Origin of the sequence: Spirillospora sp. NPDC029432, assembly GCF_040703975.1 — a bacterium.
In the GTDB taxonomy this organism is placed as follows: Bacteria; Actinomycetota; Actinomycetes; order Streptosporangiales; family Streptosporangiaceae; genus Spirillospora.
Genome location: NZ_JBEZWH010000004.1, coordinates 248,510 through 270,198, shown reverse-complemented (window position 1 = coordinate 270,198; position 21,689 = coordinate 248,510). Strand labels below are relative to the sequence as shown.

Here is a 21,689-nt window from a genome sequence, read left to right as displayed (position 1 = left end):
GCGGGGCGCGGGCGCCGCGCCGGGGCCGCTCGCCGGCGCGGGCCCGCCAGTCGGTCCGCAGGGCGAGCCGGTCGGGGTGCTCCTCCTCGGCGAGGGCGGTCCGCATCCCGCGCAGGGCGTCGATCTCATCCATCGTTCTTCTCCTCGGGAAGGTGCTTGCGAAGCTTCCTGCGGGCCCGGTGGATCTTGGCCTTGACGGTGCCGAGGGGGAGGTCGAGCGTCGCCGCGATCTCCGCGTACGACATCTCCCCCCAGGCCAGCAGCAGGACCGCGCTGCGCTCCTGCGCCCCCAGCGAGGCCAGCGCCCCGGCCAGCCGGGGGCCGAGCGCCGCGGCCGAGGCCCGGTCGGCCGCCGGGCCGGCGAAGTCCTGCTCCGCGGGGTCCACGCCGCTCCGGGCGAACGCCCGGTACATGCGGGTCTCCTGCCGGTGGTGCCTGGCGATCAGGTTGCTGGCGATGCCCCACAACCACGCGCCGACCTCCGCGCGACCGTCGAACCGCTCCCGCCTCCGGAAGGCGGTCGCGAACGTCTCCGCGACCAGGTCGTCGGCCAGGCCGGGGCCGAGGCGCCGCCTGATGTACGCGTGGAGCCGCGGCGAGTGGCGGCGGAACAGCTCGCCGAACGCCTCCGGGTCCGCCAGGGAGGCGGCGACGATCTGCGGATCGTCCATCCCCTCCCCGACCCGGCTCACCATCGCCATGGGCGACTCTTCATGCTGCGTCCTCCGTGACTAGGGGGGTGCTAGGGGGCTGACACCCTCCTCTATCCCGAAGGCGGTCCCCCGGTTGCGTTCCGGCGGGCGGCGGTTCCCGTGGGGTAGCCGATCGGCTACCTTTGCCCCGGCTCCACCGATCATGTTCCGGCCACGGTCCCTCCCCGCACCCCCCCGACGTTTGGAGAGTCATGACCGAGATCAGCCGCCGTTCCCTGCTCGCCGGCACCGCCGCGACGGGCGCCCTGTCGGTCCTTGGAGCGTCGCCCGCCAGGGCCGCCAGACGCGGATCGGTGCCGGTGAGCCGCGAGGAGCGGCGCCTCGTGATCATCGGCTCCGGCTTCGGCGGCGGTGTGGCGGCGCTGCGGTTCGCGCAGGCGGGGGTGCCCTCGCTCGTCCTGGAACGCGGCCTCTGGTGGCGTACGGGCCCGAACGCCGAGACGTTCCCGCACGCGACCAGCCCCGACAAGCGCGCGATGTGGATGGGCTTGGATCCGGAGCTGTTCGGGATCCCGATGCCGGTCCACGACCCGTACACCGGCCTCCTGGAGCTGGTGAAGGGCGACGGGATGAACATCATGTGCGCCGCGGGCGTCGGCGGCGGCTCCCTCGTCTACCAGGGCATGACCCTCCAGCCGTCGGCGGACGTCTTCGAGGCGACCATGCCCGCCGGTCTCGACTACGGCCGGATGGACTCCGTGTACTACCCGCGCGTCGCCGGGATGCTCAAGCTCCGCACCGCCCCGGACGAGCTGATCGCGAGCCGGACGTACCTGCCGTCCCGGATCTTCGCGCGCAACGTCGAGCGCGCCGGCTACGAGCTGTCGAAGATCCCGATGCCGATCGACTGGTCCTACGCGCTGCGCGAGCTCAAGGGCGAGATGAAGCCGTCGTACACCAACGGCGACTGCTCCCTCGGCGTGAACAACGGCGGCAAGCACTCGGTGGACGTCACCTACATCGCCGCCGCGCAGGCGACCGGCCTGGTGACGGTCGCGACCCAGCACAACGTGACGGACGTGGCGATGGCGGGCGACGGCCGGTGGCAGGTCTCCGTCGACCGCATCGCCACCGACGGCACGGTGCTGGAGAAGAAGATCATCACCACGAAGGGGCTGGTCATGGCGGCGGGCGCCGCCGGCACCACCCGGCTGCTGATGCGCGCGGCGGCCAAGGGCCAGATCCCGGACATGCCCGACGGGCTCGGCAGCAACTGGGGCACCAACGGCGACCGCATCTACGTCTGGACGAACTTCGCCGACGACTTCGGCGTCCCGCAGGGCGGGCCCGTCGTCTACGGCAGCAAGGAATGGGACGACCCCGCCATCGCGAACACCGTCATCCAGGCGTCGCTGCCGCCGCTGCCCGCCAACCTGCGCTCCACCATGCTCGTCGGGTACGGCGTGAGCGAGGGCCGGGGGCGCTTCGTCTACGACTCGAAGAAGGACGATGCCGTGCTGCACTGGCCCAAGGGCGGCGACGCGAAACTGTACGAGCGGCTCCAGCGGCGCGCCTCGAAGATCGCCGGGCCGAGCTCGGTCCTCCTCGACACCAACGCGGTGGTCCCGTCCACCTGGCACCCCCTGGGCGGCGCCTCGATGGGGACCGTCTGCGACCTCGCCGGCCGCGTCCGCGGGCACCGCGGCCTGTACGTCCTGGACGGGGCGCTCATGCCCGGCACCACCGCGGCCTGCAACCCGTCCATGACGATCGCCGCCGTCGCCGAGCGGGCGGCCGACGAGCTGGTCGCGCGCGACGCCGGTACGGTCTTCTGACCCTCGCGCCCGCCGTAGGCTGCTGGGATGGTCAGCGGGGGCCGGCGGCCGGGAGAGGCGCGGGAGCGGCTGCTGGCCGCGGCCCTGGAGCTGTTCGCCCGGCACGGCGTGAGCGGGACGTCCCTGCAGATGATCGCGGACGAGCTGGGCGTCACCAAGGCCGCGGTCTACCACCGGTTCCCGAGCAAGGAGGACATCGTCTGGGCGGTGATCGCCCCGGCGCTCGCCGAGCTGGAGGAGGTGGCCCGGCGCGCCGAGGCGCGGCGCCGCCGGTCCGACCGGGTGGCAACGGCGCTGGCGGGCGTGGTGGACCTGGTGGTGGACAACCGCCGGCTGATGGCCGTCATCCTGGCCGATCCGGCGGTCGGCCGCCTCATCCGCGAGCATCCGACGCTGCACGCGCTGGAAGGGCGCGTCAACGCGATCCTCACCGGCCCGGATCCGGCCCCCGGGACGCTCGTCGCCGCCGCCATGGTCAGCGGCGGGCTGCTGGCGGCCGGGCTGGATCCGCGGCTCGCCGGACTGGACGACGACGCCCTCCGCCACCACCTGCTGGACAACGCCCGCCGCCTGCTCGGCCTCCGGCCGCCGCCCCGCTGAACGGCGGTGCCGCGGAACCGGTGCGCGCCCGCTCACCGGTTCCGCGGCGCCGCCCGGGTCAGCAGGTCTCGCGGTACTCGATCCCGCTGGGCCCGCCCACGTACCGTTCCCACTCCTGGCGGGACAGCTGCCCGGTCTCCTTGCAGAGCGTCTCCTTCAGGAGCCGGGGGCCGACGATGTGGGTGACGAGCGCCGCGTCGTCCTGGCCCACGCTGTGGACGCGCGTGCTGTCAGGGCTGAACGCCAGCGCCTGGATCACCGTGTCGGTGCTCGTGGTGTGGCCGGTGAGCGCGAGCCCGAGATGGCGCTGGGTCGCCACGTCCCAGATGTCGATCTTGCCGCGGATGTCGGCGGTGGCGGCCAGCCGGCCGTCCGGCGAGATCGCCGTGATCGGGGTCTTGTTCTTCGGAAGCCGGATCGGGCCGCCCTTCTGCTTGAGCGTCGCGGCGTCCCAGAAGGCGAGCGTGCTCTGGTCGCCGGAGCCCTCGACGGTCGCCAGGACGCCCTGCGCGCTGAGGGCCTGCACCGTGCGGCCCACCACGGGCGGGCCCGGCTCGACCAGCGTCCTCCCGGACGGGAAGGCGACCACACCCAGGTCACCGGTCGAGATCACCCGGCGCCCGTCCTTGCTCCAGACGATCCGCAGGTCCGGGCCTTCCGAGACCGATGCCGGCTTCTTCGGGCGGGCCTCGCCGAGCTGCCGTCCCGTGCCGGTGTCGAAGAACCTCAGCACGTGCGGCTTGATGGACACCAGCACGGCCACCGCCTTGCCGTCGGGCGAGAACGAGGGCAGCGGCCGGCCGCCGAGCGGCGGCGGTCCGGCGCCGACCACGGTCCGCTTGGTGCGCGACCGCACGTCCCAGATCTCGATCGTGCCGTCGCTGACGGGCAGGGCGAGCAGCCGGCCGTCGGGAGACAGCGCCATCCCCGGTTCGAGGGGACGGCCGACGCCGACGTCCCCCCGGCGCGTCCGGGACGCGGTGTCCCAGATCTGGACCACGTCCGGGCTCACCCGCACGGCCAGCGTCCGGCCGTCCTGGCTGATCGTCGAGTGCACGCTCAGCTCGGAGAACCGGAGCCGGCGGGTGTAGCCGGACACGTCGATCGACCGGACGCGGTCCTGGGAGTCGACGCAGCGCAGGCTCGTCCCGTCGCGGCCGAAGCGGGTGCCGCTGCACATGGTGTCGGGCGTGTACCGCAGGTAGTGCCCCTCGTTGGTGCCGGGCTGGGTGCTCCACAGCGTCATGTCGGTGGCGAGGTAGTTCCCGTCCCGGCTGAAATCGAGGTCGACGGCGGTGGCGCCCTTCGGCACCGCCAGCGTCGTCCGGATCTCGCGGTCGTGCGCGTTCAGGACGACGATCGTCTCGCCGACGCGGGTCGCGAGGAAGCGCCCGTCCGGGCTGAACGTCGTCCCGGCGAACTGCCTGGCATCGGCGAACGGGTACTGGTTCGGCGCGCTGTGCCGGCCCGGGACCTCCTTGCCGGTGGTGAGGTCCCACCAGGCCAGCCGCATGCGCCGCTCGCCGGTCTCCAGCGGCATGACCAGGTAGCGCTCGTCCGGGGGCATCGCCGGTCCCCACACGGTCGTCTTCCCCTCGGCACGGAACAGCTCCCGCCCGGTGGCGGCCTCCAGCACGGTGATCCGGCCGTTCGCCGTCTTGATCAGCTTTCCGCCGGTGGGGCTGAGGAAGAGCCCGGACCCGACCGCGTGCTTGTACGGCAGCGGGCTCGCGGTCCCCTTCGCCACGTCCCAGAACGTCATCGTGCCGTCGGTCTGGAGGGTGAAGAGGCGGCGGCCGTCCAGGGTGAGGTCCATCCCGACGAGCGGCGCGCCCTTGGCGTCGATCGTGCGCACCACCTTCCGCGCCTCGGGATCCGCGACGATGATCCTGGGCTGGCCGCGCTTCCAGAAGACGAGCGGGCCGCCGCCGGCGGGGTAGAGGTCGTTCCACGTGCCGTCCGTGCCCGGCGGCCGCCAGATGTCCTTCTCCCACTGCGAGTGCACGGAGAGCAGGGCGTCGTGCGTCTCGGGGGTGCTCCCGGCGAGGGTCCCGGCCGCCACGGCGAGGCGCCGCGCGAGGGCCGGGTCGCTGCGCCGCGTCTGGACGGCCTGCGCGGCGAGCTGCTTGCCCACGGCCGAGTCGCGCTGCGCGGCGACCTCCGCGTTCGCCTGGCTGAGGTTCAGGCTCAGCACGCCCGCGCCGCCGCCGGCGAGCACGGCGACCAGCAGCAGGCCGGCCAGCGCGGCCGTGACGATCGTCCTGGTCCGGGCCCGGTGCCGGGTCTGCTCGACCGAGGCCTCCAGGAACGCGCGCTCGGCGAGGTTGAGCGTGATCTGGCGGCGGCCGGTGGACGCCCAGCCGAGCGCCTCCTCCAGGCCCGACCCCTGGAGGAGGTCGGCGGGCCTGCGGCCGTTGGAGTCCCAGCGGCGGGCGGCGTCGGCCAGGGCGTGGTGGCCGTTCAGGCCGCCGCGCTCGGCCTCCACCCAGTCGCGCATGCGGGGCCACGCGCGCAGCAGGGCGGGGGTGCCGATCCCGACGGTGGCGCCGTCGGGACTGCGGAGCAGGCCGGCGTCGCCGAACGCGTTGAGCACGCGCCGCACGGTCTCGTCGCCGGTCTCGCCGTCCGCGAAGTCGCTCAGCGGGACCGTGCGCAGGACGTCGCCGGCCTCGGGGCGCGCGAGGACCATGCGGAGCAGGATGCGCGGGACGGCCTGCTGCGTGTGCGGGTCGAGCCCGCCGTACACCTGCTCGGCGAGCTCGGCCAGGGACGGGGGGAGCGTCATCGACGGCTGCGCGCCCTCGGCGGCGGCCTGCTCGCCCGCTTCGAGCGGGTCGCGGGCCTCGCCGCCGATCAGCCCGACGAGGATCTCCTCGGGCGCGGGCCGGGCGGCCGGGTCCTGGTTCAGCGCGGCGTCGACGAGCCCGCGGAGCGGCTCGCCGAGCACTCCGGTGTCCGGCCGGGTGCCGGTGATCTGGTGCATCAGGACCGGCAGGGTCTCGCCCTCGAACGGCGCCCTCCCGGTCGCCGCGAACAGCACGGTCGCGGCCCACGCCCACACGTCGACGGCGGGCGTGGCGCGCTCGCCGCGGAACAGCTCGGGGGCCATCCAGCGCGGGGTGCCCTTGAGCTGGCCGGTGGCGCTGCGCGACATCTCCTCGGTCTTGGCGATGCCGAAGTCGATGACGCGCGGGCCGTCGGGGCCGAGCAGCACGTTCGCGGGCTTCAGGTCGCGGTGGACCACGCCCGCGCGGTGGATCGACGACAGCGCGGTCGCGATGCCGATCGCGAGCCGGTAGAGCTCGCCGGAGCCGTACGCGCCGTTGTGGTCGACCCAGCCCTGCAGGTCGGGGCCGGGCACGTACTCGCTGACGATGTACGGGGGAAGGTGGTCCAGGTCGGCCGTGATGATCCGGGCGGTGCAGAACGCGGCGACGCGCTGGAGCGTCGCGACCTCCTTGCGCAGCCCGTTGCGGTACGCCTCGGTGACCGCGTCCGCGTGCAGTGCCTTGACGGCGACCCGGCCGCCCTGGGCGTCGTAGCCCTCGTAGACGACCCCCTGGCCGCCGGCGCCCAGGCGCGCCGCCAGCCAGTAGCCGCCGAGCTGGCGAGGATCTCTCTCACGCAAGGGGGAGACCATGTGTTTCGCATCCTCGGGAGTAGGTCGGAGACCGGCCGGGGACCGCTGGGGCCCGCCCGGCCGGTCCGGCGTGGCGAATATATAGATGCCGGTGTTCTTCTGGCAGGGGGCCCGGGTCCGATGTGACCACGGCCACCGGCGCCTCCTCCGGCGGGAGGCGCGCCGCGAGCGTCAGACGTCGCGGTTCCGGTCCCGCCTGCGCCGCTGCCGGGCCTGCCCGGCCGCTCCGGCGAGACCGATCAGCGCACCGCCGAGCGCCGCCGCCACGAGCACGCGCACCAGCTCCTCCATGAACCCTCCTTCAAAAGAACATTGTTGTTCTGTCGAAGGGGTACGACGGGGCCCATCGAAGCGAAGTTCGGTGAACGTTCGGGAAACCGATCATCCGGCCGCGCGCGGCGGGGTGATCACCAACCCGCCAGCCTGCCGTGCCCGGCGGCTCCATTTCCAGTCTTGACTCATTCAAGTTTATGGGCCAGTCTGTGGCCGTGGTCACACCCATGGACTACCGGCGGATGCTGCGCGAGGCCGCGCTGCGCGTCACCCGCCCCCGGCTGGCGGTGCTCGGCGCGGTGCACGCGCATCCGCACGCGGACACGGAATCGATCATCGATGCCGTCCGCACGGAGCTGCCCAGGGTGTCCCACCAGGCCGTGTACGACTCGCTGCACGCGCTCACGGCGGCCGGCCTGGTACGGCGCATCCAGCCGTCCGGCTCCGTGGCGCGCTACGAGTCGCGGGTCGGGGACAACCACCACCACGTCGTCTGCCGGTCCTGCGGCACCATCGCCGACGTCGACTGCGCCGTCGGCGAGGTGCCGTGCCTGACCGCGTCCGACGACGGCGGCTTCACGATCGACGAGGCCGAGGTCATCTACTGGGGCCTGTGTCCCGGCTGCTCCACACCTGAAGATTCCTGATCGACCCCGCTCCCCTGGAGGGAAACGCATGTCCGAGAACAGCGAGACCGTCGCTCCGAGCCCGGCGGAAGGCGAAGGCGGCTGCCCGGTGGCGCACCGGCGCGCGCCCCACCCGACGCAGGGCGGCGGCAACCGCGGCTGGTGGCCGGACCGGCTCAACCTGAAGCTCCTGGCCAAGAACCCCGCGGTGACCAACCCGCTCGGCGAGGACTTCGACTACGCCGAGGCGTTCAACAGCCTCGACCTGCCCGCCGTGAAGGAGGACATCGCGCGCGTCCTCACGGACTCCCAGGACTGGTGGCCCGCCGACTTCGGAAACTACGGGCCGCTGATCATCCGGATGGCGTGGCACAGCGCGGGCACCTACCGCGTCAGCGACGGCCGCGGCGGCGCCGGCGCGGGCCAGCAGCGCTTCGCGCCGCTCAACAGCTGGCCGGACAACGCCAGCCTCGACAAGGCCCGCCGCGTCCTCTGGCCGGTCAAGAAGAAGTACGGCCGGAAGATCTCGTGGGCCGACCTGATGATCCTGGCGGGCAACGTCGCGCTGGAGACGATGGGCCTGAAGACCTTCGGCTTCGCCGGCGGCCGCGAGGACGCCTGGGAGGCCGAGGAGGACGTGTTCTGGGGCCCCGAGACCGCCTGGCTCGACGACGAGCGCTACAGCGGCGAACGCGACCTGGAGAAGCCCCTGGCCGCGGTGCAGATGGGCCTGATCTACGTCAACCCGGAGGGCCCGAACGGCAACCCGGACCCGATCGCCGCCGCGCGCGACATCCGCGAGACGTTCGGCCGCATGGCGATGAACGACGAGGAGACCGTCGCGCTGATCGCCGGCGGCCACACCTTCGGCAAGACCCACGGCGCCGCGCCGGACCCGGCCAGCATCGGCCCCGAGCCCGAGGGCGCCCCGCTGGAGGACCAGGGCCTGGGCTGGAAGAGCACCCACGGCAGCGGCAAGGGCCGCGACTCCCACACCAGCGGCCTCGAGGTCACCTGGACGCCCACCCCGACCAAGTGGGACAACAGCTTCTGGGACGTCCTGTTCGGCTACGAGTGGGAGCTGACCGAGAGCCCCGCCGGCGCGCACCAGTGGCGGCCGAAGGACGGCGCCGGCGCGAACACCGTCCCCGACCCCGAGGACGGCACGCTGAACCGCCAGCCGATGATGCTGACGACCGACCTCTCGCTGCGCTTCGACCCGATCTACGAGCCGATCTCGCGGCGCTTCAAGGACAACCCGGAGGAGTTCGCGGACGCCTTCGCCCGCGCCTGGTTCAAGCTGACGCACCGCGACATGGGCCCGGTCGCCCGCTACCTCGGCCCCGAGGTCCCGTCCGAGACGCTGGTCTGGCAGGACCCCGTGCCGGCCGTGGACCACGAGCTCGTCGGCCCCGAGGACGTCGCCGCGCTCAAGGCCCGGCTGCTGGACTCCGGCCTGTCGGTCTCCCAGCTGGCCGCCACCGCGTGGGCGTCGGCCGCCTCGTTCCGCGGCACCGACAAGCGCGGCGGCGCCAACGGCGCCCGCATCCGGCTGGAGCCGCAGCGGAACTGGGAGGTCAACAACCCCAACGAGCTGGCGACGGTGCTGCGCACCCTGGAGCAGGTCCAGGAGGCGTTCAACGCCGAGCAGACCGGCGGCAAGCGGATCTCCATCGCCGACCTGATCGTGCTCGGCGGCTGCGCCGCCGTCGAGAAGGCCGCGAAGGACGCCGGCTTCGACATCGAGGTGCCCTTCGCCCCGGGCCGCACCGACGCGTCGCAGGAGCAGACCGACGTCGAGTCGTTCGAGGTGATGGAGCCCACGCACGACGGGTTCCGCAACTACCTCGCGAAGGGCAACGTGCTCCCCGGCGAGTTCCTCCTCATCGACCGGGCGAACCTGCTCACCCTGAGCACGCCCGAGATGACGGTCCTGCTCGGCGGCCTGCGCGTGCTGGGCGTGAACCACGGGCAGTCGGACCTGGGCGTCCTCACCGACACCCCCGGGAGGCTGACCAACGACTTCTTCGTCAACCTGCTCGACATGGGCACGGTGTGGAAGCCGACGTCCGAGGAGTCGGAGACCTTCGAGGGCCGCGACGCCTCCGGCAAGGTCAAGTGGACCGGCAGCCGCGCCGACCTGGTGTTCGGCTCGAACTCCGAGCTGCGCGCGGTCGCGGAGGTCTACGCGTCCGACGACGCCAAGGAGAAGTTCGTCACCGACTTCGTCGCCGCGTGGGACAAGGTGATGAACCTGGACCGGTACGACCTCGCCTGATCCGGTGATGGTGTCCGGGCCGGCCCGCGCGGGCCGGTCCGGGCTCCCCCGGACCGGACTCCCCGAACCCGGACTTCCTCGGTCCGGGTCGCCGCCCGGCGGTCAGCCGTCCGCCGGGCGGCACTTGGGGCACAGCCCCCAGAACGTGACGTCGGCCTCATCGACCAGGTAGCCGGCCTCGTCCACCGGGTGCATGCACGGCGGCTGCCCGAGGGCGCAGTCGACGTCCTTGACCGCGCCGCAGTTCCGGCACACCAGGTGGTGGTGGTTGTCGCCCACCCGCCCCTCGAACCGGGCCGGGCTGCCCGCCGGCTCGATCCGGCGGACGAGCCCCGCCGCGGTGAGCGCGTGGACGGCCTCGTACACGGCCTGGAGCGAGATGTGGCCGACGCGCTCGCGCACCCCGGACGCGATCGCCTCCACGCCGAGGTGGTCGCCCGCCCGGACGGTCTCCAGCAGCGCCACGCGGGCGGCCGTCACCCGCAGGCCGGCACCGCGCAGCTCCTCGGCGGGGGTCGGGGTCTGGGATGCGGTCATGGCCCCCAAAGTACCCGCACGACGCCGAAGCCCCCAAGACGGCGGCCGGCGAGCAGGCATCGGGCGTCAGGCGAGGAGGCCGTCCGCGTCCGCCTGCTCGAGGAGCCGGAGGGCCGCCCGGCTGTCGAGCATCTCCAGGCCGCGCACCGCCCAGAACCGCAGCGGCTCGTCCGGGCTCTCCAGCTGGCCCCGGAACACCTCCAGCGCGCGCTCCGACCGCGCCTCCGCGATCAGCTCCAGCAGCCGGCAGCGCAGGTCCTGGTCGTCCCGTTCGGCCGCGAACTCCGCGATCAGCTCGTCGACGTAGGCGTCGGCGTGCTCCCGCAGGAAGTCGAACGCTCTCTCCCGCACCCGCGGGTCCCGGTCCCGCATCCGCTGCATGGCCTGATCGAATCGCGACATGCGCCGAGCCTACGAGCCGCGGCGCCCGCGGAAAATCGTTCGCCCGCGCCGGCACGTCCTTGCTAGCCTGCACGGGATCCTGTCAGTCGGAAACTCCCGGGCCCTGGGGCCCTAGAAAGGGGCAGGTCGATGTCCCGGTCAGCGCCGTGCGCGCTTTGCCATGCCCCGGGCCTCCCCCGCCGCTGACGGACTCCTTCTTTCTCCCGCCGGCCGGACGGCCCGGTCTTCGACGGCCTGCCCAGGCGCGTGCGGCGCTCTTCCCGCCGCCCGTCCAGTGACCGATCGGCAAGGAGAAACCCTGCTGTGTCCAGCAATAAGGACATCCCCCGCTCAGTACTGAGCACCGAAACCTTCCGCTGCGTCCGCTGCGGCCTCAGCGTGACCGCCCACTCCCCTGACGGCGCCCGGCGCAACCACTGCCCCGGCTGCCTGCACTCGCTGCACGTCCGCGACCGCGACGGCGGGCCGTCCGAGTGCCGGTCGCGCATGGCCCCGATCTCGATCGCGGTGCTGCGCGACGGCGACTGGATGATCGTCCACCGCTGCGCCCGCTGCGGCGTGCTCACGTCCAGCCCCATCAGCGGTGACGACAACCAGCTCATCCTGATGCGGATGGCCGTGCGCCCGCTGGCGCAGCCGCCGTTCCCGCTCGAACCGTTCGGCGATCTCTGAGGGGGCGGCCATGGCACGGCGGAAACAGCCGCGGCACCGGCCGCAGAAGCGCAAGGAGGCACGGCAGGGGTGGCCGGGGCGGCGGGACACGTTCCGCTGCGCCGGCTGCCGCCTCGACGTGCCGCTGGACGCGCCGGGCACCGCGCACCGCAACCACTGCCCGCACTGCCTGACCAGCCTGCACCTGGACGCCCGGGTGCCCGGCGACCGGCGGGCGGGCTGCCGGGGGCGGATGGTCCCGCTCAGCCTCACCGTGCGGCCGGACGGTGAATGGATGATCATCCATCACTGCCTGGCGTGCGGCGAGCTCGGCGCCAACCGCATCGCGGGTGACGACAACGCGCTCGCGCTGCTGCGCCTGGCCACCCGGCCGCTCGCCGGCACCCGCCTGCTGGCGGGCGCCCGGCGGGCCGGCTGACCGGCCGGCGCGCGGCCCGGCGGCCCTCCGGCCGCCGGGCCGTCCGGCCGGTCAGGGGCGGGTCCTGATCGCGGCGCGGTCGCCGGGTTCGGGCGTGACGATCGCCAGGCGGGCGCCGGTGGGATCGGTCATCATCGCGAAGCGGCCGGGCTTGATGTCGGTGGGCGGGATCCGGACGCGGGCGCCGAGCTCGGCGGCCCGCGCGGCGCTGGCGTCGCAGTCCTCGACCCAGAAGTACGGGATCCAGTGCGGCGGGAACCCGGCCGTCCGCAGCACGTCCAGGGAGACCATGCCCGCCACCGACCAGTCGCCGACCTTGAAGTTGGTGTAGTAGGGCGGGGAGTAGTCGCGCTCCACCGAGCGCCACCCGAAGACCTCGCCGTAGAAGCGGCGGGCCCCCTCGAGGTCGTGGCAGGCCAGCTCGACCCAGCACATCGTCGACGGCTCGTCGGCGACGCCCGCGCCCTTCAGGGTGCCGGGCAGCCAGAAGGCGAAGTCGGCGCCCTCGAGGTCGGAGCACAGCGCCATCCGCCCGAGGTTGGAGACGTCGGTGGGCGGCATGAGCGTCTGGCCGCCCAGGCGGGTGACGGTGTCCAGCGACTTCCGCAGGTCCTCGGTGCGGAAGTAGCACGTCCAGGACGCGGGCTGCGCGTCGTCGGCGAGCGCCAGCATCCCGGCCACCTCGGGGCCCTGGACGTCCCCAAGGGTGAAGATCTGGTAGTCGGCGAGCCCCGGGAACGTCACCGTGTAGGCGTACCAGCCGAACAGCCCGCAGTAGAAGTCGTTGGACGCCTGGATGTCGGGGCTGGCCAGTTCCGCCCACGTCGGCCACCCGGGTACGTACCCGTTCACCTCCGGCATCGGCGCATCTCCAGAGGGCTCATGCAGACCACGCTAGGCGCGGCCGCGTAATCGCCTTGGCTGCGGCGGCGGCGAAAACCGCCAAGCCCGCCCAAAGCTTCGCCAAGTCCGGCCGTTCAGCGGCGTCCCGGGGTCACGCGGCCCGCCGGCGGGCGCCCGCGCCGGTGACCTCGCGGGCGAACGCGCCGATCTCCGCGATCGCGGCCAGGCCCTCCCGGGAGATGTCGGCGAAGACCTGGAAGACGTGGACCTGCCCCTCCCAGATCTGCAGGGTGCAGGGCACGTCCGCGGCCCCCAGCCGCCCGGCCATCAGCTCCGCGTCGGAGAGCAGCACCTCGACCGAACCGGCCTGGATCAGCACCGGCGGCAGCCCGCCCAGGTCGGCGTGCACCGGGCTCAGCCACGGATCGGTCAGCTCGGCGCCGGGGAAGACGACATGGATCATGTCCCGCAGCCGCGGCGCGGGGATGAACGGGTCGAGCGCGGCGTTGGCGTGCGCGATCTTGGAGGCGGTGTCCAGCTCGGTGAGCGGCGACAGGGCGGCGATCCCGGCGGGCCGGGGCAGCCCGTCCCGGATCGCGTGCAGCGGCGCCATGAAGGCGAGGTAGCCGCCGGCGGAGTCGCCGCCGACCACGATGCCGCCGGGGTCGCACCCCTCGTCCAGCAGCCACCGGTACGCGTCCACGCAGTCCTGGACGGAGGTGGCGATGGGGACGCGGGGCTGCATGCGGTAGCCGACCGACAGCACCGGCATGCCGGCCGCCTGGGAGATCCTCGCGATCATCCGGCGGTGGGTGCGCAGGCCGCAGGCGACGAACCCGCCGCCGTGGAAGTACAGGACGGCCTTGCCGGAGCCGCCGGTGACGCCGGGGCCGCGGACCCATTCGGCGGCGCACGGCAGCCCGTTCACCCGGGCGACCTTCGTGCCGCGCGGCGGGACCAGCAGCGCGGCGCCGAGGTCGAGCAGGGGCGCGAGGCGCAGCGTGGCCGGGCTCCACGGCAGCAGCGCGACGAGCGGCCGCACGAACCGCCGCATCACCCGTGCCGCCAGCCGCGCCCGCCGGCCGCAGCCGGAACGTTCCTCCACCGTGGGCGTGATCGCCATCCGCCGCTCCTCCTACGCGTCCCGTTCACGTAGGGGCGAGCGTACAGACCAAGTAAGCGTTCGGGTACGGCACCCTCGGCCCGCCCTCGGCCTGCCCTGGGCCGAGCGCGCCCGTCTGCGGGGCCCGTCAGGGGACGATGACCAGCTTGCCGCTGGTGTGGCCGCCGCGGCTGGCGTCGAAGGCCTCGCCGACCCTCTCCAGCGGGAAGGAGCCGGCCACCTTCACCTGGAGGCGGTGCCGTTCGGCGAGGCCGGCGAGTTCGGCGAGCTTCGCGCCGTCCGGGCGCACCCAGATCCAGTGGCCGCCGCGCTTCTCGACGGAGTCGTCGGCGATCGACACGTGCCGGCCGCCGCCGGCGAGGACGGCGAGGGTGGTCTCCAGCTGGCCCCCGACGAAATCGGCGACCTTCGTGACGCCGCCGGGGGCCAGGTCGCGGACGCGGCCGGCGAGGCCGTCGCCGTACGCGACCGGCTCGGCGCCCAGTTCCCGCAGGTGGTCGTGGTTGCGTTCGGAGGCGGTGCCGATGACGCGGGCACCGCGGGCGCGGGCGATCTGGACCGCGAACGTCCCCACGCCGCCGGACGCGTTGTGGATCAGGAGCGTGTCGTCCGCGCCCGCCTCCAGGCGGTCCAGGGCGCGGAGGGCGGTCATCCCCGCCAGCGGCAGCCCGCCCGCCTCGTGCCAGCCGAGCGCGGCGGGCTTGCGCGCCACCGCGGCGGCGGACACCGCGACGTACTCGGCGAACGTCCCCTGCCACACGACGTCCTTGCGGGCGTACGCCATCACCTCGTCGCCGGGCGAGAACTCCGGCGTGTCCGGGCCGGTCGCCCGGACGACCCCGGCCACGTCCCAGCCGGGGACGACGGGGAACACGGCGTCCATCATCGCGTCCAGGCCGCCGGCCATGACCTTCCAGTCCACCGGGTTGACCCCGGCCGCCCGCACCTCGATCAGGACCTGGCCGGGCCCGACCTTGGGATCGGGGACGTCGCCGGCCGTCAGCCGGGAGTTGTCGGCGGCATAGGCATCGTAAGTGGCGGCGCGCACCGGCCGGCCTCCTTCCGTGGGTCCTCCCGTGCCCTCCCTCCGTTCCGGGGAACGTAAACCCCGTTCCCTGCCAAGGAAGGCCCGGGCGGCCGCTCGTCCGTATGATCGGGGTATGACCGCCGATGTCCCGAACCTTCGCGTCTCCCACGCCGAGCGGGAGGCGGTGGTGGAGCGGCTGCGCGAGGCCGCCGGCGAGGGCCGGCTGGAGATCGAGGAGCTGGAGGCGCGGCTGGACGCGGCGCTGACCGCGAAGACGCACGCCGACCTGGCGCCGCTCGTCGCCGACCTGCCGCCGGTGGTGCCGCCGAGCGAGACCCCGCCGCTGGTGGTCAAGGGCGGGCTGAACGGCGCCTCGCGGACCGGCCGCTGGACGGTGCCGCCGCACATCAAGGCGTACGGCGGCGCGGGCGGCCTCAAGCTCGACTTCACCCGGACCGGCTGCCGGCTGCCCGAGATCGAGATCGAGGCGCACGGCCAGATGGCCGGCGTCACCCTCGTCGTCCCGGACGGCTGGGCGGTGGACACCACCGGCATGGACCCGGGGATGGGCGGGCTGAAGGACAAGACGTCCCCGGACCGGCGGCCCGGCATGCCGCTGGTCCGCCTCACCGGCAACGGCGGCGCGGCGGGCGTGGTCGTCCGCCACCCCAACCGCTGGGAGCGCCGCAAGCTGGAGCGCAACCCGCCGGACTGACCGCGCCGGCTTCCGCGCGGCCGAGGCCGGGCCCGGCCGCCGGAGGCGCTTCGGAACGAGCCCTACGCCGCGGGTCCGTCGAGGAAGCGGGCGGGGCGGTACGGGCCGAGGACGGCCGATTCGGCGCCGAGCACTTCGGCGGGCACCTCGCCGTACAGCAGGGCGGAGAGCGTGACGCCGCTGTGCGTGGCGACGACGTAGATCCGCGCGTGCTCGTCGGCGAAGCCGGCGACGGTGAGGCCGTCGGCGGGCATCGCCCGCTGCCCGACCCTGACCTGCTCGATCCGCGCGCCGGCGGTGGACGCGAGGACGCCCGCGAGCCGCTCCAGCATCTCCGCGCCGATCGCGGGCGCCGGCTCGGCGGCGGGGTCGGCGGTGCCGTCCAGGTCGAGCGCCTGGAGCTGGATCCGGCCGGCGCCGTCGGGCCGCAGGTTGAGCCGCCCGGTGGTGACGACGCGGGACAGCCGGGCCGGCACGGCCGTCGTCACGCCCAGGTAGCCGTTGGTGGTACGCCCCGACACGCGCGGATCGAGCATCGGCACGGCCAGCCCGGCGGACGCGGCGAGCTCCTGCGTCCACCGGCCCGCGCAGGTCACGGCGGTGTCGGCGGTGATCGTGCGGCCGTCCGCGAGGGTCAGCGCGACACCGTCCGGCGCGGACGAGATCTCGCGCACCTCGGCGCCGGTCTCGACGCGGGCGCCGCGGTCGCGGGCCTCGCCGAGGAAGCGGCCGAGCAGCCGGATCGGGTGGACGTGCGCCTCCTCCTGGAAGTACGCGTACTCGGCCCCGGCGGGACGGATCAGGTCCGGCTCCAGGTCGCGGGCCTCGGCGGCGGTGACGCGCCGTACCGGGTAGTCGCGGGCCGCCAGCTTGGCGACCCGTTCGGCGAGCCGCGCGCGGTGCTCGTCCCCGGCGGCGCACTCCAGGTTGCCGGTGGGGAAGAACCAGTCCGCTCCCCCTTCGGCGAGGGCGTGGTGCGCCCGCACGGCGGCGTGGTTGAGCGCGAAGTAGTGCTCGGGGTCCTTGTTGTTGGCGTTGATCCACGCGACCGACGTCGCGGTGGTCCCGGCGCCCGGGACGTCCCGGTCGAGCAGGACGACCTCCGCGCCGCGCCGGGCCAGCCCGGCCGCGACGGCGGTCCCCACGACGCCGGCTCCGATGACCGCGACTCGCACTTGGACGGCTCCTCACTCCCGGCACTCCCGACCGCTCACCCCGCCGGTGCCGGTCGTCGTAGTAGTACCGCATCCGGCCGGCCAGGACGAACCGCGCCGCGGGTGTGAAGCCGTCCGGAGGCGGGCAGCCATCAGCCGTACCGGCTCATCGGCCCTGGAGGTTCTCATGCTGGTCAAGTCGCTGCTCGGGCTCGTCAAGGGGATGCTGGCCGTCGTGACGGCGCTGGTCCCGGCGTCCGTCCCGGCGGTCGCCGCCGTGGCCGTGGTCGGCTCCACCGCCATGGTCGCCGCGGGCTGCGCGGACGGTGACGACGACGGCGGCAACGACGACAACGACCAGAACGACAACGATGACGGCGGCAACGACGACTGAGCCCGCCGCCTCCTGACGGCGCCGCCGGAGGCCGCCCGCGGCGAACATGATCGCGGGACGGTCTACTGTCTATTACGTGTGTAATAGCAAGGTGGCGCCGGACGCCGCGGAGCTCGCGTTCGCGATCGGTGACGTGGTGATCGTCTCCGGGCTGCCCGGAAGCGGGAAGAGCACGCTGATCGAGCGGGCGGTGGCGGATCTCGACGCCGCCGGCGGGCTCGTGGCGCGGGTGGACTCCCAGCACGTCCGGGACGCCTGGGAGCGCGGGCTTCCCGGCCGGATGCCGTACGCCGTGCTCCGGCCGGCGGTCCGCGTCGCGCATTACGTCCGCCTGCATCGCCGGCTGCGTCCGGACGGCGGCGCCGTCGTGCACGACTGCGGCGCACACCCGTGGGTGCGGCGGCTGGCCGCGTACCACGCCCGCCGCCGGGGCCGCCGCGTCCACCTCGTGCTGCTGGACGTGCCGCCGCGGGTCGCGCTGGAGGGCCAGGCCCGCCGCCGGCGCCGGGTCTCCCGGCGCGCCTTCCGGCGGCACGTCCGGGCGTTCGGACGGCTCGTCGCGGACGCGAAGGCGGGGCGGCCGCCGGACGGATGCCGCTCGGCCGTCCTGCTGGACCGGGACGCGGCGGACGCCCTGAAGGCGATCCGGTTCAAGTGATCCCAGTGATCCCAGTGCTTCGGGTGCTTCGGGTGACCTGAACGGCCCCTGCCGGCCGGTTCAGAGGAACGGGATGCCGAGGGCGTGGTCGAGCTGCCAGGCGATGAGGGCCATGCCGCCGGTGGCGAGGCCGGCGCCGGTGAGCGTGACCGGGCCGGTGACGGGGTTCTTCGGGGGCGGCGTGGCCAGCAGCGCCTCCACCCGCTGGACGACGCCGGAGCCGCTGAACGCCGGGAACGGGTGCCGGGCCGCGGCCGGCCCGGCGGACGCGGTGGCGGCCAGCGCCACCTGGGCGATGGTACGGGCGACCAGAGCGCGGTCGCCGACCGCCTCGGCGGCGTCCTCGTCGGCCCAGCGCTCCAGGGTGAAGCGCAGCCGGGCGTTCAGCCGCCGCAGCACCGGAACGGTGCCGGCGGCCAGGGCGCCGAGCGCGAGGTAGCGGTGGTGGCGGTGGCGCAGGTGGGACGCCTCGTGCTGGAAGACCACCCGCAGCTGGTCCCGGTCGAGGGAGCGCAGCAGGCCGCGCGAGACCAGCACGCCGCCGCCGCGGCCGGGGACGGCCAGCGCCAGCGGCTCGTCGGAGTCCACGACGCGCCGGGCGGCCCGCCGCGCCGCCCGGGTCTCGCGAACCGAGCGGACCGCGAGCCGGCCGAGCCCGGCCGCGCAGGCGCAGGTCAGCAGGGTGGCCGGGACGCCGAGGCCCGAGTGGACGGGGCGGTCGTCGCCGAACAGGGCCCATTCGGGCAGGTGCTCGGCGGGGCCGGGCAGCAGGGTGGCGGCGTAGTTGACGGTGACGAAGACCAGGGTGCCGATCGCGGTGACGGCCGTGGTGCCGGCGACGGTGGCCAGCAGGCGCGCCGACCAGGCGGGATGCAGCGGCGTCCGGACCTCGCCCAGGACGGCGCCGAGCGCGATCGTCAGCACGGCGGGCAGGAACGTCAGCCAGACCACGGCTAGGCCTCGGGGCCGCGCAGCACGGCGCGCAGCGCCCGTTCCTCGTCGCTGCTCAGGTTCTGCACGAACCGGCTCAGCACCGTGGAGGGGTCGCTGGCCAGCCGCAGGTGGTCGTGCATGCGGTCGGCCACCAGCCGCGACTCGTCCACGGCCAGCCGGTACAGGAAGTGGCGGCCCTGGCGGTCCCGGGTCACCAGCTGCTTGGCGTGCAGCCGGAACAGGATGGTGTTGATCGTGGTGTAGGCGCAGTCGCCGGGGATGCGGGCCTGCAGCTCGGCCGTGCTGACCGGGCCGTCGGCGTCCGCGAGCGCGGCCAGCACCTCGGCCTCCAGCTGTCCCAAAGGTCGTCGCGGCACAGGTCCTCACCCCCAGCGTCCCGGATCTCAGGCTCCGAGCAGGATATCCGGCCCCGCCCCGTCCCCCGGGCGGGGCGGGGCCGGGCGTCAGTCGTTGCCGGACTCCATGGCGGCGTGGTCGAGGAGCTCGTCCTCGCCGGGGGCGGTGCCGCGGGAGGCGATCGCCTCGGCGCCGCCCTCGGGCATCGCGCCGATCAGCCCGGTCGCGGCCGCCTGCGCGGCGCCGATCAGCATCGGCTGCGCGCTGCCGACCAGGCCGAGCCCGGCGTACTGCTCCAGCTTGGCGCGGGAGTCGGCGATGTCCAGGTTCCGCATGGTCAGCTGGCCGATCCGGTCGACCGGGCCGAACGCCGAGTCCTCGGTGCGCTCCATCGACAGCTTGTCCGGGTGGTAGCTGAACGCCGGGCCGGCGGTGTCGAGGATGGAGTAGTCCTCGCCGCGCCGCAGCCGCAGCGTCACCTCGCCGGTCACGGCGGCGCCGACCCAGCGCTGGAGCGACTCGCGCAGCATGAGCGCCTGCGGGTCCAGCCAGCGGCCCTCGTACATCAGCCGGCCCAGCCGGCGGCCCTCGGCGTGGTAGCTGGCGATGGTGTCCTCGTTGTGGATGGCGTTGACCAGCCGCTCGTACGCGGCGTGCAGCAGCGCCATCCCGGGGGCCTCGTAGATGCCGCGGGACTTGGCCTCGATCACCCGGTTCTCGATCTGGTCGGACATGCCGAGCCCGTGCCGGCCGCCGATCGCGTTGGCCTCCAGGACCAGGTCCACGGCCGTGCCGAATCGCTTGCCGTTGATCGACACCGGCCGGCCCTGCTCGAACGCGATCGTGACGTCCTCGGCCGGGATCTCGACGGCCGGGTCCCAGAACCGCACGCCCATGATCGGGTCGACGATCTCGATCCCGGCGTCCAGGTGCTCCAGGGCCTTGGCCTCGTGGGTGGCGCCCCAGATGTTGGCGTCGGTGGAGTAGGCCTTCTCGACGCTGTCGCGGTAGGGCAGGCCGCGCTCCAGCAGCCACTCGGACATCTCCTTGCGGCCGCCCAGCTCGCCCACGAACGCCGCGTCCAGCCACGGCTTGTAGATCCGCAGCGACGGGTTGGCCAGCAGGCCGTACCGGTAGAACCGCTCGATGTCGTTGCCCTTGAACGTGGAGCCGTCGCCCCAGATCTGGACGTCGTCCTCCAGCATCGCCCGGACCAGCAGGGTGCCGGTCACGGCCCGCCCGAGCGGCGTGGTGTTGAAGTAGGCGCGGCCGCCCGAGCGGATGTGGAAGGCGCCGCAGGCCAGGGCCGCCAGCCCCTCCTCGACCAGCGCCGCCCGGCAGTCCACCAGGCGGGCGATCTCCGCGCCGTACGCGGTGGCGCGCCCCGGGACCGAGGCGATGTCGGGTTCGTCGTACTGGCCGATGTCGGCGGTGTAGGTGCACGGCACGGCACCCTTCTCGCGCATCCACGCGACCGCGACCGAAGTGTCGAGGCCGCCGGAGAAGGCGATCCCGACACGTTCACCGACAGGCAAGGAGGAGAGCATCTTGGACACAGTAGGAGTATATGCACACTGCTGCATGACTATGCAAACCGATCAACCCGCACCGGCCGCGTCACTCCTCCTGGGTGAGACCCTCGGCGGCTTCCTGGAGGGCGTCGATCAGGGACTGGGCGGCCGGGCTCAGGCGGCGGTGGGCGTTGAGGGTGAGGCCGACGCTGTGGCCCACCGGCTCCAGGGAGAAGCCGAGGGTGGTGAGGCGGGGGTCGTCCGCGCCGATCAGGCCGGGGAGGGCGCCGATCATGTCGGTCTCCATGAGGAGCTGCCGGACGGTCAGGTACGAGGTGGCCTCGACGCGGTTCTCGGGCAGGTCGGCGCCGTTGCGGACGAAGAAGCCCTCCAGCTCGCGGCGGAGGGTCGTCTCAACGCCGGGGAGGATCCAGGGGTAGCCGCGCAGCTCCTCCAGGCCGATGCCGTCGCGGCCGGCGAGCGGGTGGTGGACGCCGACGATCAGCCGGATGGACTCCTGGTAGAGGCTGCGGCGGACGGTGTCCTCGGTGCTGGGGCTGGAGAGGCGGCCGACGATCAGATCGACGCGGCCCGCGGTGAGCTCGACCATGAGGGCCTCGGGGGTGGCCTCGCGGACGATCACGTTGAGCAGCGGGCGGTCGGCCTTGAGGTGGGCGATGGCCCGGGGCAGGAGGAGGTTGGAGCCGGCCAGGTGGGTGCCGACGACGACCTCGCCCCGCGTGGCGTCGGCCAGCTCCTTCACGTGCCGGGCGGCCTGGGTGAGCTGGGCCAGGACGGCGCGCGCGTGCTCGGTGAACGCCGTGCCGAAGTCGGTCGGGGTGATGCCGCGCGGGCCCCGCTCGTAAAGGGTGACGCCCAGGATCGCCTCAAGGTCGTGCAGACCGCGGGTGACGACGGGCTGGGTGACGTGCAGCGCCGCGGCGGCGCCCACGACGCTGCCCCGTTCGGAGAGCGCGTCGACGAGGACCAGGTGGCGCAGCTTCAGGCGGCCGTCGAGCAGGCGCGGAGTCTCCATGGAA

At 73.9% G+C, this 21,689-nt stretch carries 21 protein-coding genes; 9 read left to right on the top strand and 12 right to left on the bottom strand.

All coding sequences use genetic code 11. From position 1 onward, the window contains the following. Positions 1 to 125: 125 nt before the first annotated feature. Positions 126 to 701: an RNA polymerase sigma factor gene (locus tag AB0881_RS05065; protein ID WP_366614320.1), complete on the bottom strand. Its 576-nt coding sequence runs from the start codon at positions 699 to 701 to the stop codon at positions 126 to 128. A 203-nt stretch (positions 702 to 904) separates the two neighbouring features. Between AB0881_RS05065 and AB0881_RS05060 the strand changes: the two genes are divergently transcribed. Both AB0881_RS05060 and AB0881_RS05055 read left to right on the top strand, forming a co-directional pair. Further along, entirely contained in the window at positions 905 to 2,488 is a 1,584-nt protein-coding gene (locus tag AB0881_RS05060; RefSeq protein WP_366614318.1) for a GMC oxidoreductase, read from the top strand. A gap of 27 nt (positions 2,489 to 2,515) precedes the next feature. Continuing rightward, entirely contained in the window at positions 2,516 to 3,088 is a 573-nt protein-coding gene (locus AB0881_RS05055) for a TetR/AcrR family transcriptional regulator (protein WP_366614317.1), read from the top strand. 58 nt (positions 3,089 to 3,146) lie between these two features. On the opposite strand, the gene AB0881_RS05050 is transcribed toward AB0881_RS05055, so the two are convergent. After that, on the bottom strand, positions 3,147 to 6,716 hold the full coding sequence (locus AB0881_RS05050; protein WP_366614316.1) for a protein kinase: 3,570 nt from the start codon (positions 6,714 to 6,716) through the stop codon (positions 3,147 to 3,149). 500 nt (positions 6,717 to 7,216) lie between these two features. Here AB0881_RS05050 and AB0881_RS05045 point away from each other — a divergent pair, with 500 nt between their 5' ends. After that, positions 7,217 to 7,648, top strand: a complete 432-nt coding sequence (locus AB0881_RS05045; protein WP_366614314.1) for a Fur family transcriptional regulator — start codon at positions 7,217 to 7,219, stop codon at positions 7,646 to 7,648. 28 nt (positions 7,649 to 7,676) lie between these two features. After that, complete coding sequence (gene katG, locus AB0881_RS05040) at positions 7,677 to 9,905, top strand: catalase/peroxidase HPI (RefSeq protein ID WP_366614312.1); 2,229 nt, start codon at positions 7,677 to 7,679, stop codon at positions 9,903 to 9,905. A gap of 102 nt (positions 9,906 to 10,007) precedes the next feature. Here katG and AB0881_RS05035 read toward each other — a convergent pair whose 3' ends face one another. Further along, on the bottom strand, positions 10,008 to 10,442 hold the full coding sequence (locus tag AB0881_RS05035) for a Fur family transcriptional regulator (protein ID WP_366614310.1): 435 nt from the start codon (positions 10,440 to 10,442) through the stop codon (positions 10,008 to 10,010). Positions 10,443 to 10,508: 66 nt separating this feature from the next. Further along, positions 10,509 to 10,844, bottom strand: a complete 336-nt coding sequence (locus AB0881_RS05030) for a HEAT repeat domain-containing protein (RefSeq protein WP_366614309.1) — start codon at positions 10,842 to 10,844, stop codon at positions 10,509 to 10,511. Positions 10,845 to 11,147: 303 nt separating this feature from the next. On the opposite strand from AB0881_RS05030, the gene AB0881_RS05025 reads away from it, so the two are divergent. Continuing rightward, entirely contained in the window at positions 11,148 to 11,516 is a 369-nt protein-coding gene (locus AB0881_RS05025) for an RNHCP domain-containing protein (RefSeq protein ID WP_366614307.1), read from the top strand. A 10-nt stretch (positions 11,517 to 11,526) separates the two neighbouring features. Next, positions 11,527 to 11,934, top strand: a complete 408-nt coding sequence (locus AB0881_RS05020; protein WP_366614305.1) for an RNHCP domain-containing protein — start codon at positions 11,527 to 11,529, stop codon at positions 11,932 to 11,934. Between the two features lie 51 nt (positions 11,935 to 11,985). On the opposite strand, the gene AB0881_RS05015 is transcribed toward AB0881_RS05020, so the two are convergent. The 3 genes from AB0881_RS05015 to AB0881_RS05005 form a co-directional block, all read right to left on the bottom strand. Further along, a complete protein-coding gene (locus AB0881_RS05015; RefSeq protein WP_366614303.1) occupies positions 11,986 to 12,795 on the bottom strand; it encodes a VOC family protein in 810 nt (269 codons plus the stop codon). Between the two features lie 133 nt (positions 12,796 to 12,928). Next, complete coding sequence (locus tag AB0881_RS05010; protein ID WP_366614301.1) at positions 12,929 to 13,900, bottom strand: alpha/beta hydrolase; 972 nt, start codon at positions 13,898 to 13,900, stop codon at positions 12,929 to 12,931. Between the two features lie 127 nt (positions 13,901 to 14,027). Further along, a complete protein-coding gene (locus tag AB0881_RS05005) occupies positions 14,028 to 14,948 on the bottom strand; it encodes an NADP-dependent oxidoreductase (protein ID WP_366614299.1) in 921 nt (306 codons plus the stop codon). 112 nt (positions 14,949 to 15,060) lie between these two features. Between AB0881_RS05005 and AB0881_RS05000 the strand changes: the two genes are divergently transcribed. After that, the gene (locus AB0881_RS05000) at positions 15,061 to 15,642 is read left to right on the top strand and encodes a DUF1707 domain-containing protein (RefSeq protein WP_366614298.1); all 582 of its coding nucleotides are present in this window, start codon (positions 15,061 to 15,063) and stop codon (positions 15,640 to 15,642) included. A 62-nt stretch (positions 15,643 to 15,704) separates the two neighbouring features. Here AB0881_RS05000 and AB0881_RS04995 read toward each other — a convergent pair whose 3' ends face one another. After that, a complete protein-coding gene (locus tag AB0881_RS04995) occupies positions 15,705 to 16,817 on the bottom strand; it encodes an FAD-binding oxidoreductase (protein ID WP_366614296.1) in 1,113 nt (370 codons plus the stop codon). Positions 16,818 to 16,983: 166 nt separating this feature from the next. Between AB0881_RS04995 and AB0881_RS04990 the strand changes: the two genes are divergently transcribed. Then, the gene (locus AB0881_RS04990; protein ID WP_366614295.1) at positions 16,984 to 17,190 is read left to right on the top strand and encodes a hypothetical protein; all 207 of its coding nucleotides are present in this window, start codon (positions 16,984 to 16,986) and stop codon (positions 17,188 to 17,190) included. 76 nt (positions 17,191 to 17,266) lie between these two features. Further along, on the top strand, positions 17,267 to 17,848 hold the full coding sequence (locus AB0881_RS04985; RefSeq protein WP_366614293.1) for an AAA family ATPase: 582 nt from the start codon (positions 17,267 to 17,269) through the stop codon (positions 17,846 to 17,848). Positions 17,849 to 17,908: 60 nt separating this feature from the next. Here AB0881_RS04985 and AB0881_RS04980 read toward each other — a convergent pair whose 3' ends face one another. From AB0881_RS04980 to AB0881_RS04965, 4 genes are all read right to left on the bottom strand, one after another. Next, a complete protein-coding gene (locus AB0881_RS04980) occupies positions 17,909 to 18,799 on the bottom strand; it encodes a M56 family metallopeptidase (protein ID WP_366614292.1) in 891 nt (296 codons plus the stop codon). A gap of 2 nt (positions 18,800 to 18,801) precedes the next feature. Beyond that, positions 18,802 to 19,158, bottom strand: coding sequence for a BlaI/MecI/CopY family transcriptional regulator (locus tag AB0881_RS04975; RefSeq protein ID WP_366614290.1), 357 nt, complete (start codon positions 19,156 to 19,158; stop codon positions 18,802 to 18,804). 87 nt (positions 19,159 to 19,245) lie between these two features. Beyond that, positions 19,246 to 20,694: an argininosuccinate synthase gene (argG, locus tag AB0881_RS04970; protein WP_366614289.1), complete on the bottom strand. Its 1,449-nt coding sequence runs from the start codon at positions 20,692 to 20,694 to the stop codon at positions 19,246 to 19,248. Positions 20,695 to 20,755: 61 nt separating this feature from the next. Further along, entirely contained in the window at positions 20,756 to 21,685 is a 930-nt protein-coding gene (locus AB0881_RS04965; protein WP_366614287.1) for a LysR substrate-binding domain-containing protein, read from the bottom strand. Between the last annotated feature and the right edge of the window lie 4 nt (positions 21,686 to 21,689).

Coding starts and splice junctions, on each gene's coding strand:
- AB0881_RS05065 (WP_366614320.1), bottom strand. CDS start 701: ATGGCGATGGTGAGCCGGGTCGGGGAGGGGATGGACGATCCGCAGATC.
- AB0881_RS05060 (WP_366614318.1), top strand. CDS start 905: ATGACCGAGATCAGCCGCCGTTCCCTGCTCGCCGGCACCGCCGCGACG.
- AB0881_RS05055 (WP_366614317.1), top strand. CDS start 2,516: ATGGTCAGCGGGGGCCGGCGGCCGGGAGAGGCGCGGGAGCGGCTGCTG.
- katG (WP_366614312.1), top strand. CDS start 7,677: ATGTCCGAGAACAGCGAGACCGTCGCTCCGAGCCCGGCGGAAGGCGAA.
- AB0881_RS05035 (WP_366614310.1), bottom strand. CDS start 10,442: ATGACCGCATCCCAGACCCCGACCCCCGCCGAGGAGCTGCGCGGTGCC.
- AB0881_RS05030 (WP_366614309.1), bottom strand. CDS start 10,844: ATGTCGCGATTCGATCAGGCCATGCAGCGGATGCGGGACCGGGACCCG.
- AB0881_RS05020 (WP_366614305.1), top strand. CDS start 11,527: ATGGCACGGCGGAAACAGCCGCGGCACCGGCCGCAGAAGCGCAAGGAG.
- AB0881_RS05015 (WP_366614303.1), bottom strand. CDS start 12,795: ATGCCGGAGGTGAACGGGTACGTACCCGGGTGGCCGACGTGGGCGGAA.
- AB0881_RS05010 (WP_366614301.1), bottom strand. CDS start 13,900: ATGGCGATCACGCCCACGGTGGAGGAACGTTCCGGCTGCGGCCGGCGG.
- AB0881_RS05000 (WP_366614298.1), top strand. CDS start 15,061: ATGACCGCCGATGTCCCGAACCTTCGCGTCTCCCACGCCGAGCGGGAG.
- AB0881_RS04990 (WP_366614295.1), top strand. CDS start 16,984: ATGCTGGTCAAGTCGCTGCTCGGGCTCGTCAAGGGGATGCTGGCCGTC.
- AB0881_RS04965 (WP_366614287.1), bottom strand. CDS start 21,685: ATGGAGACTCCGCGCCTGCTCGACGGCCGCCTGAAGCTGCGCCACCTG.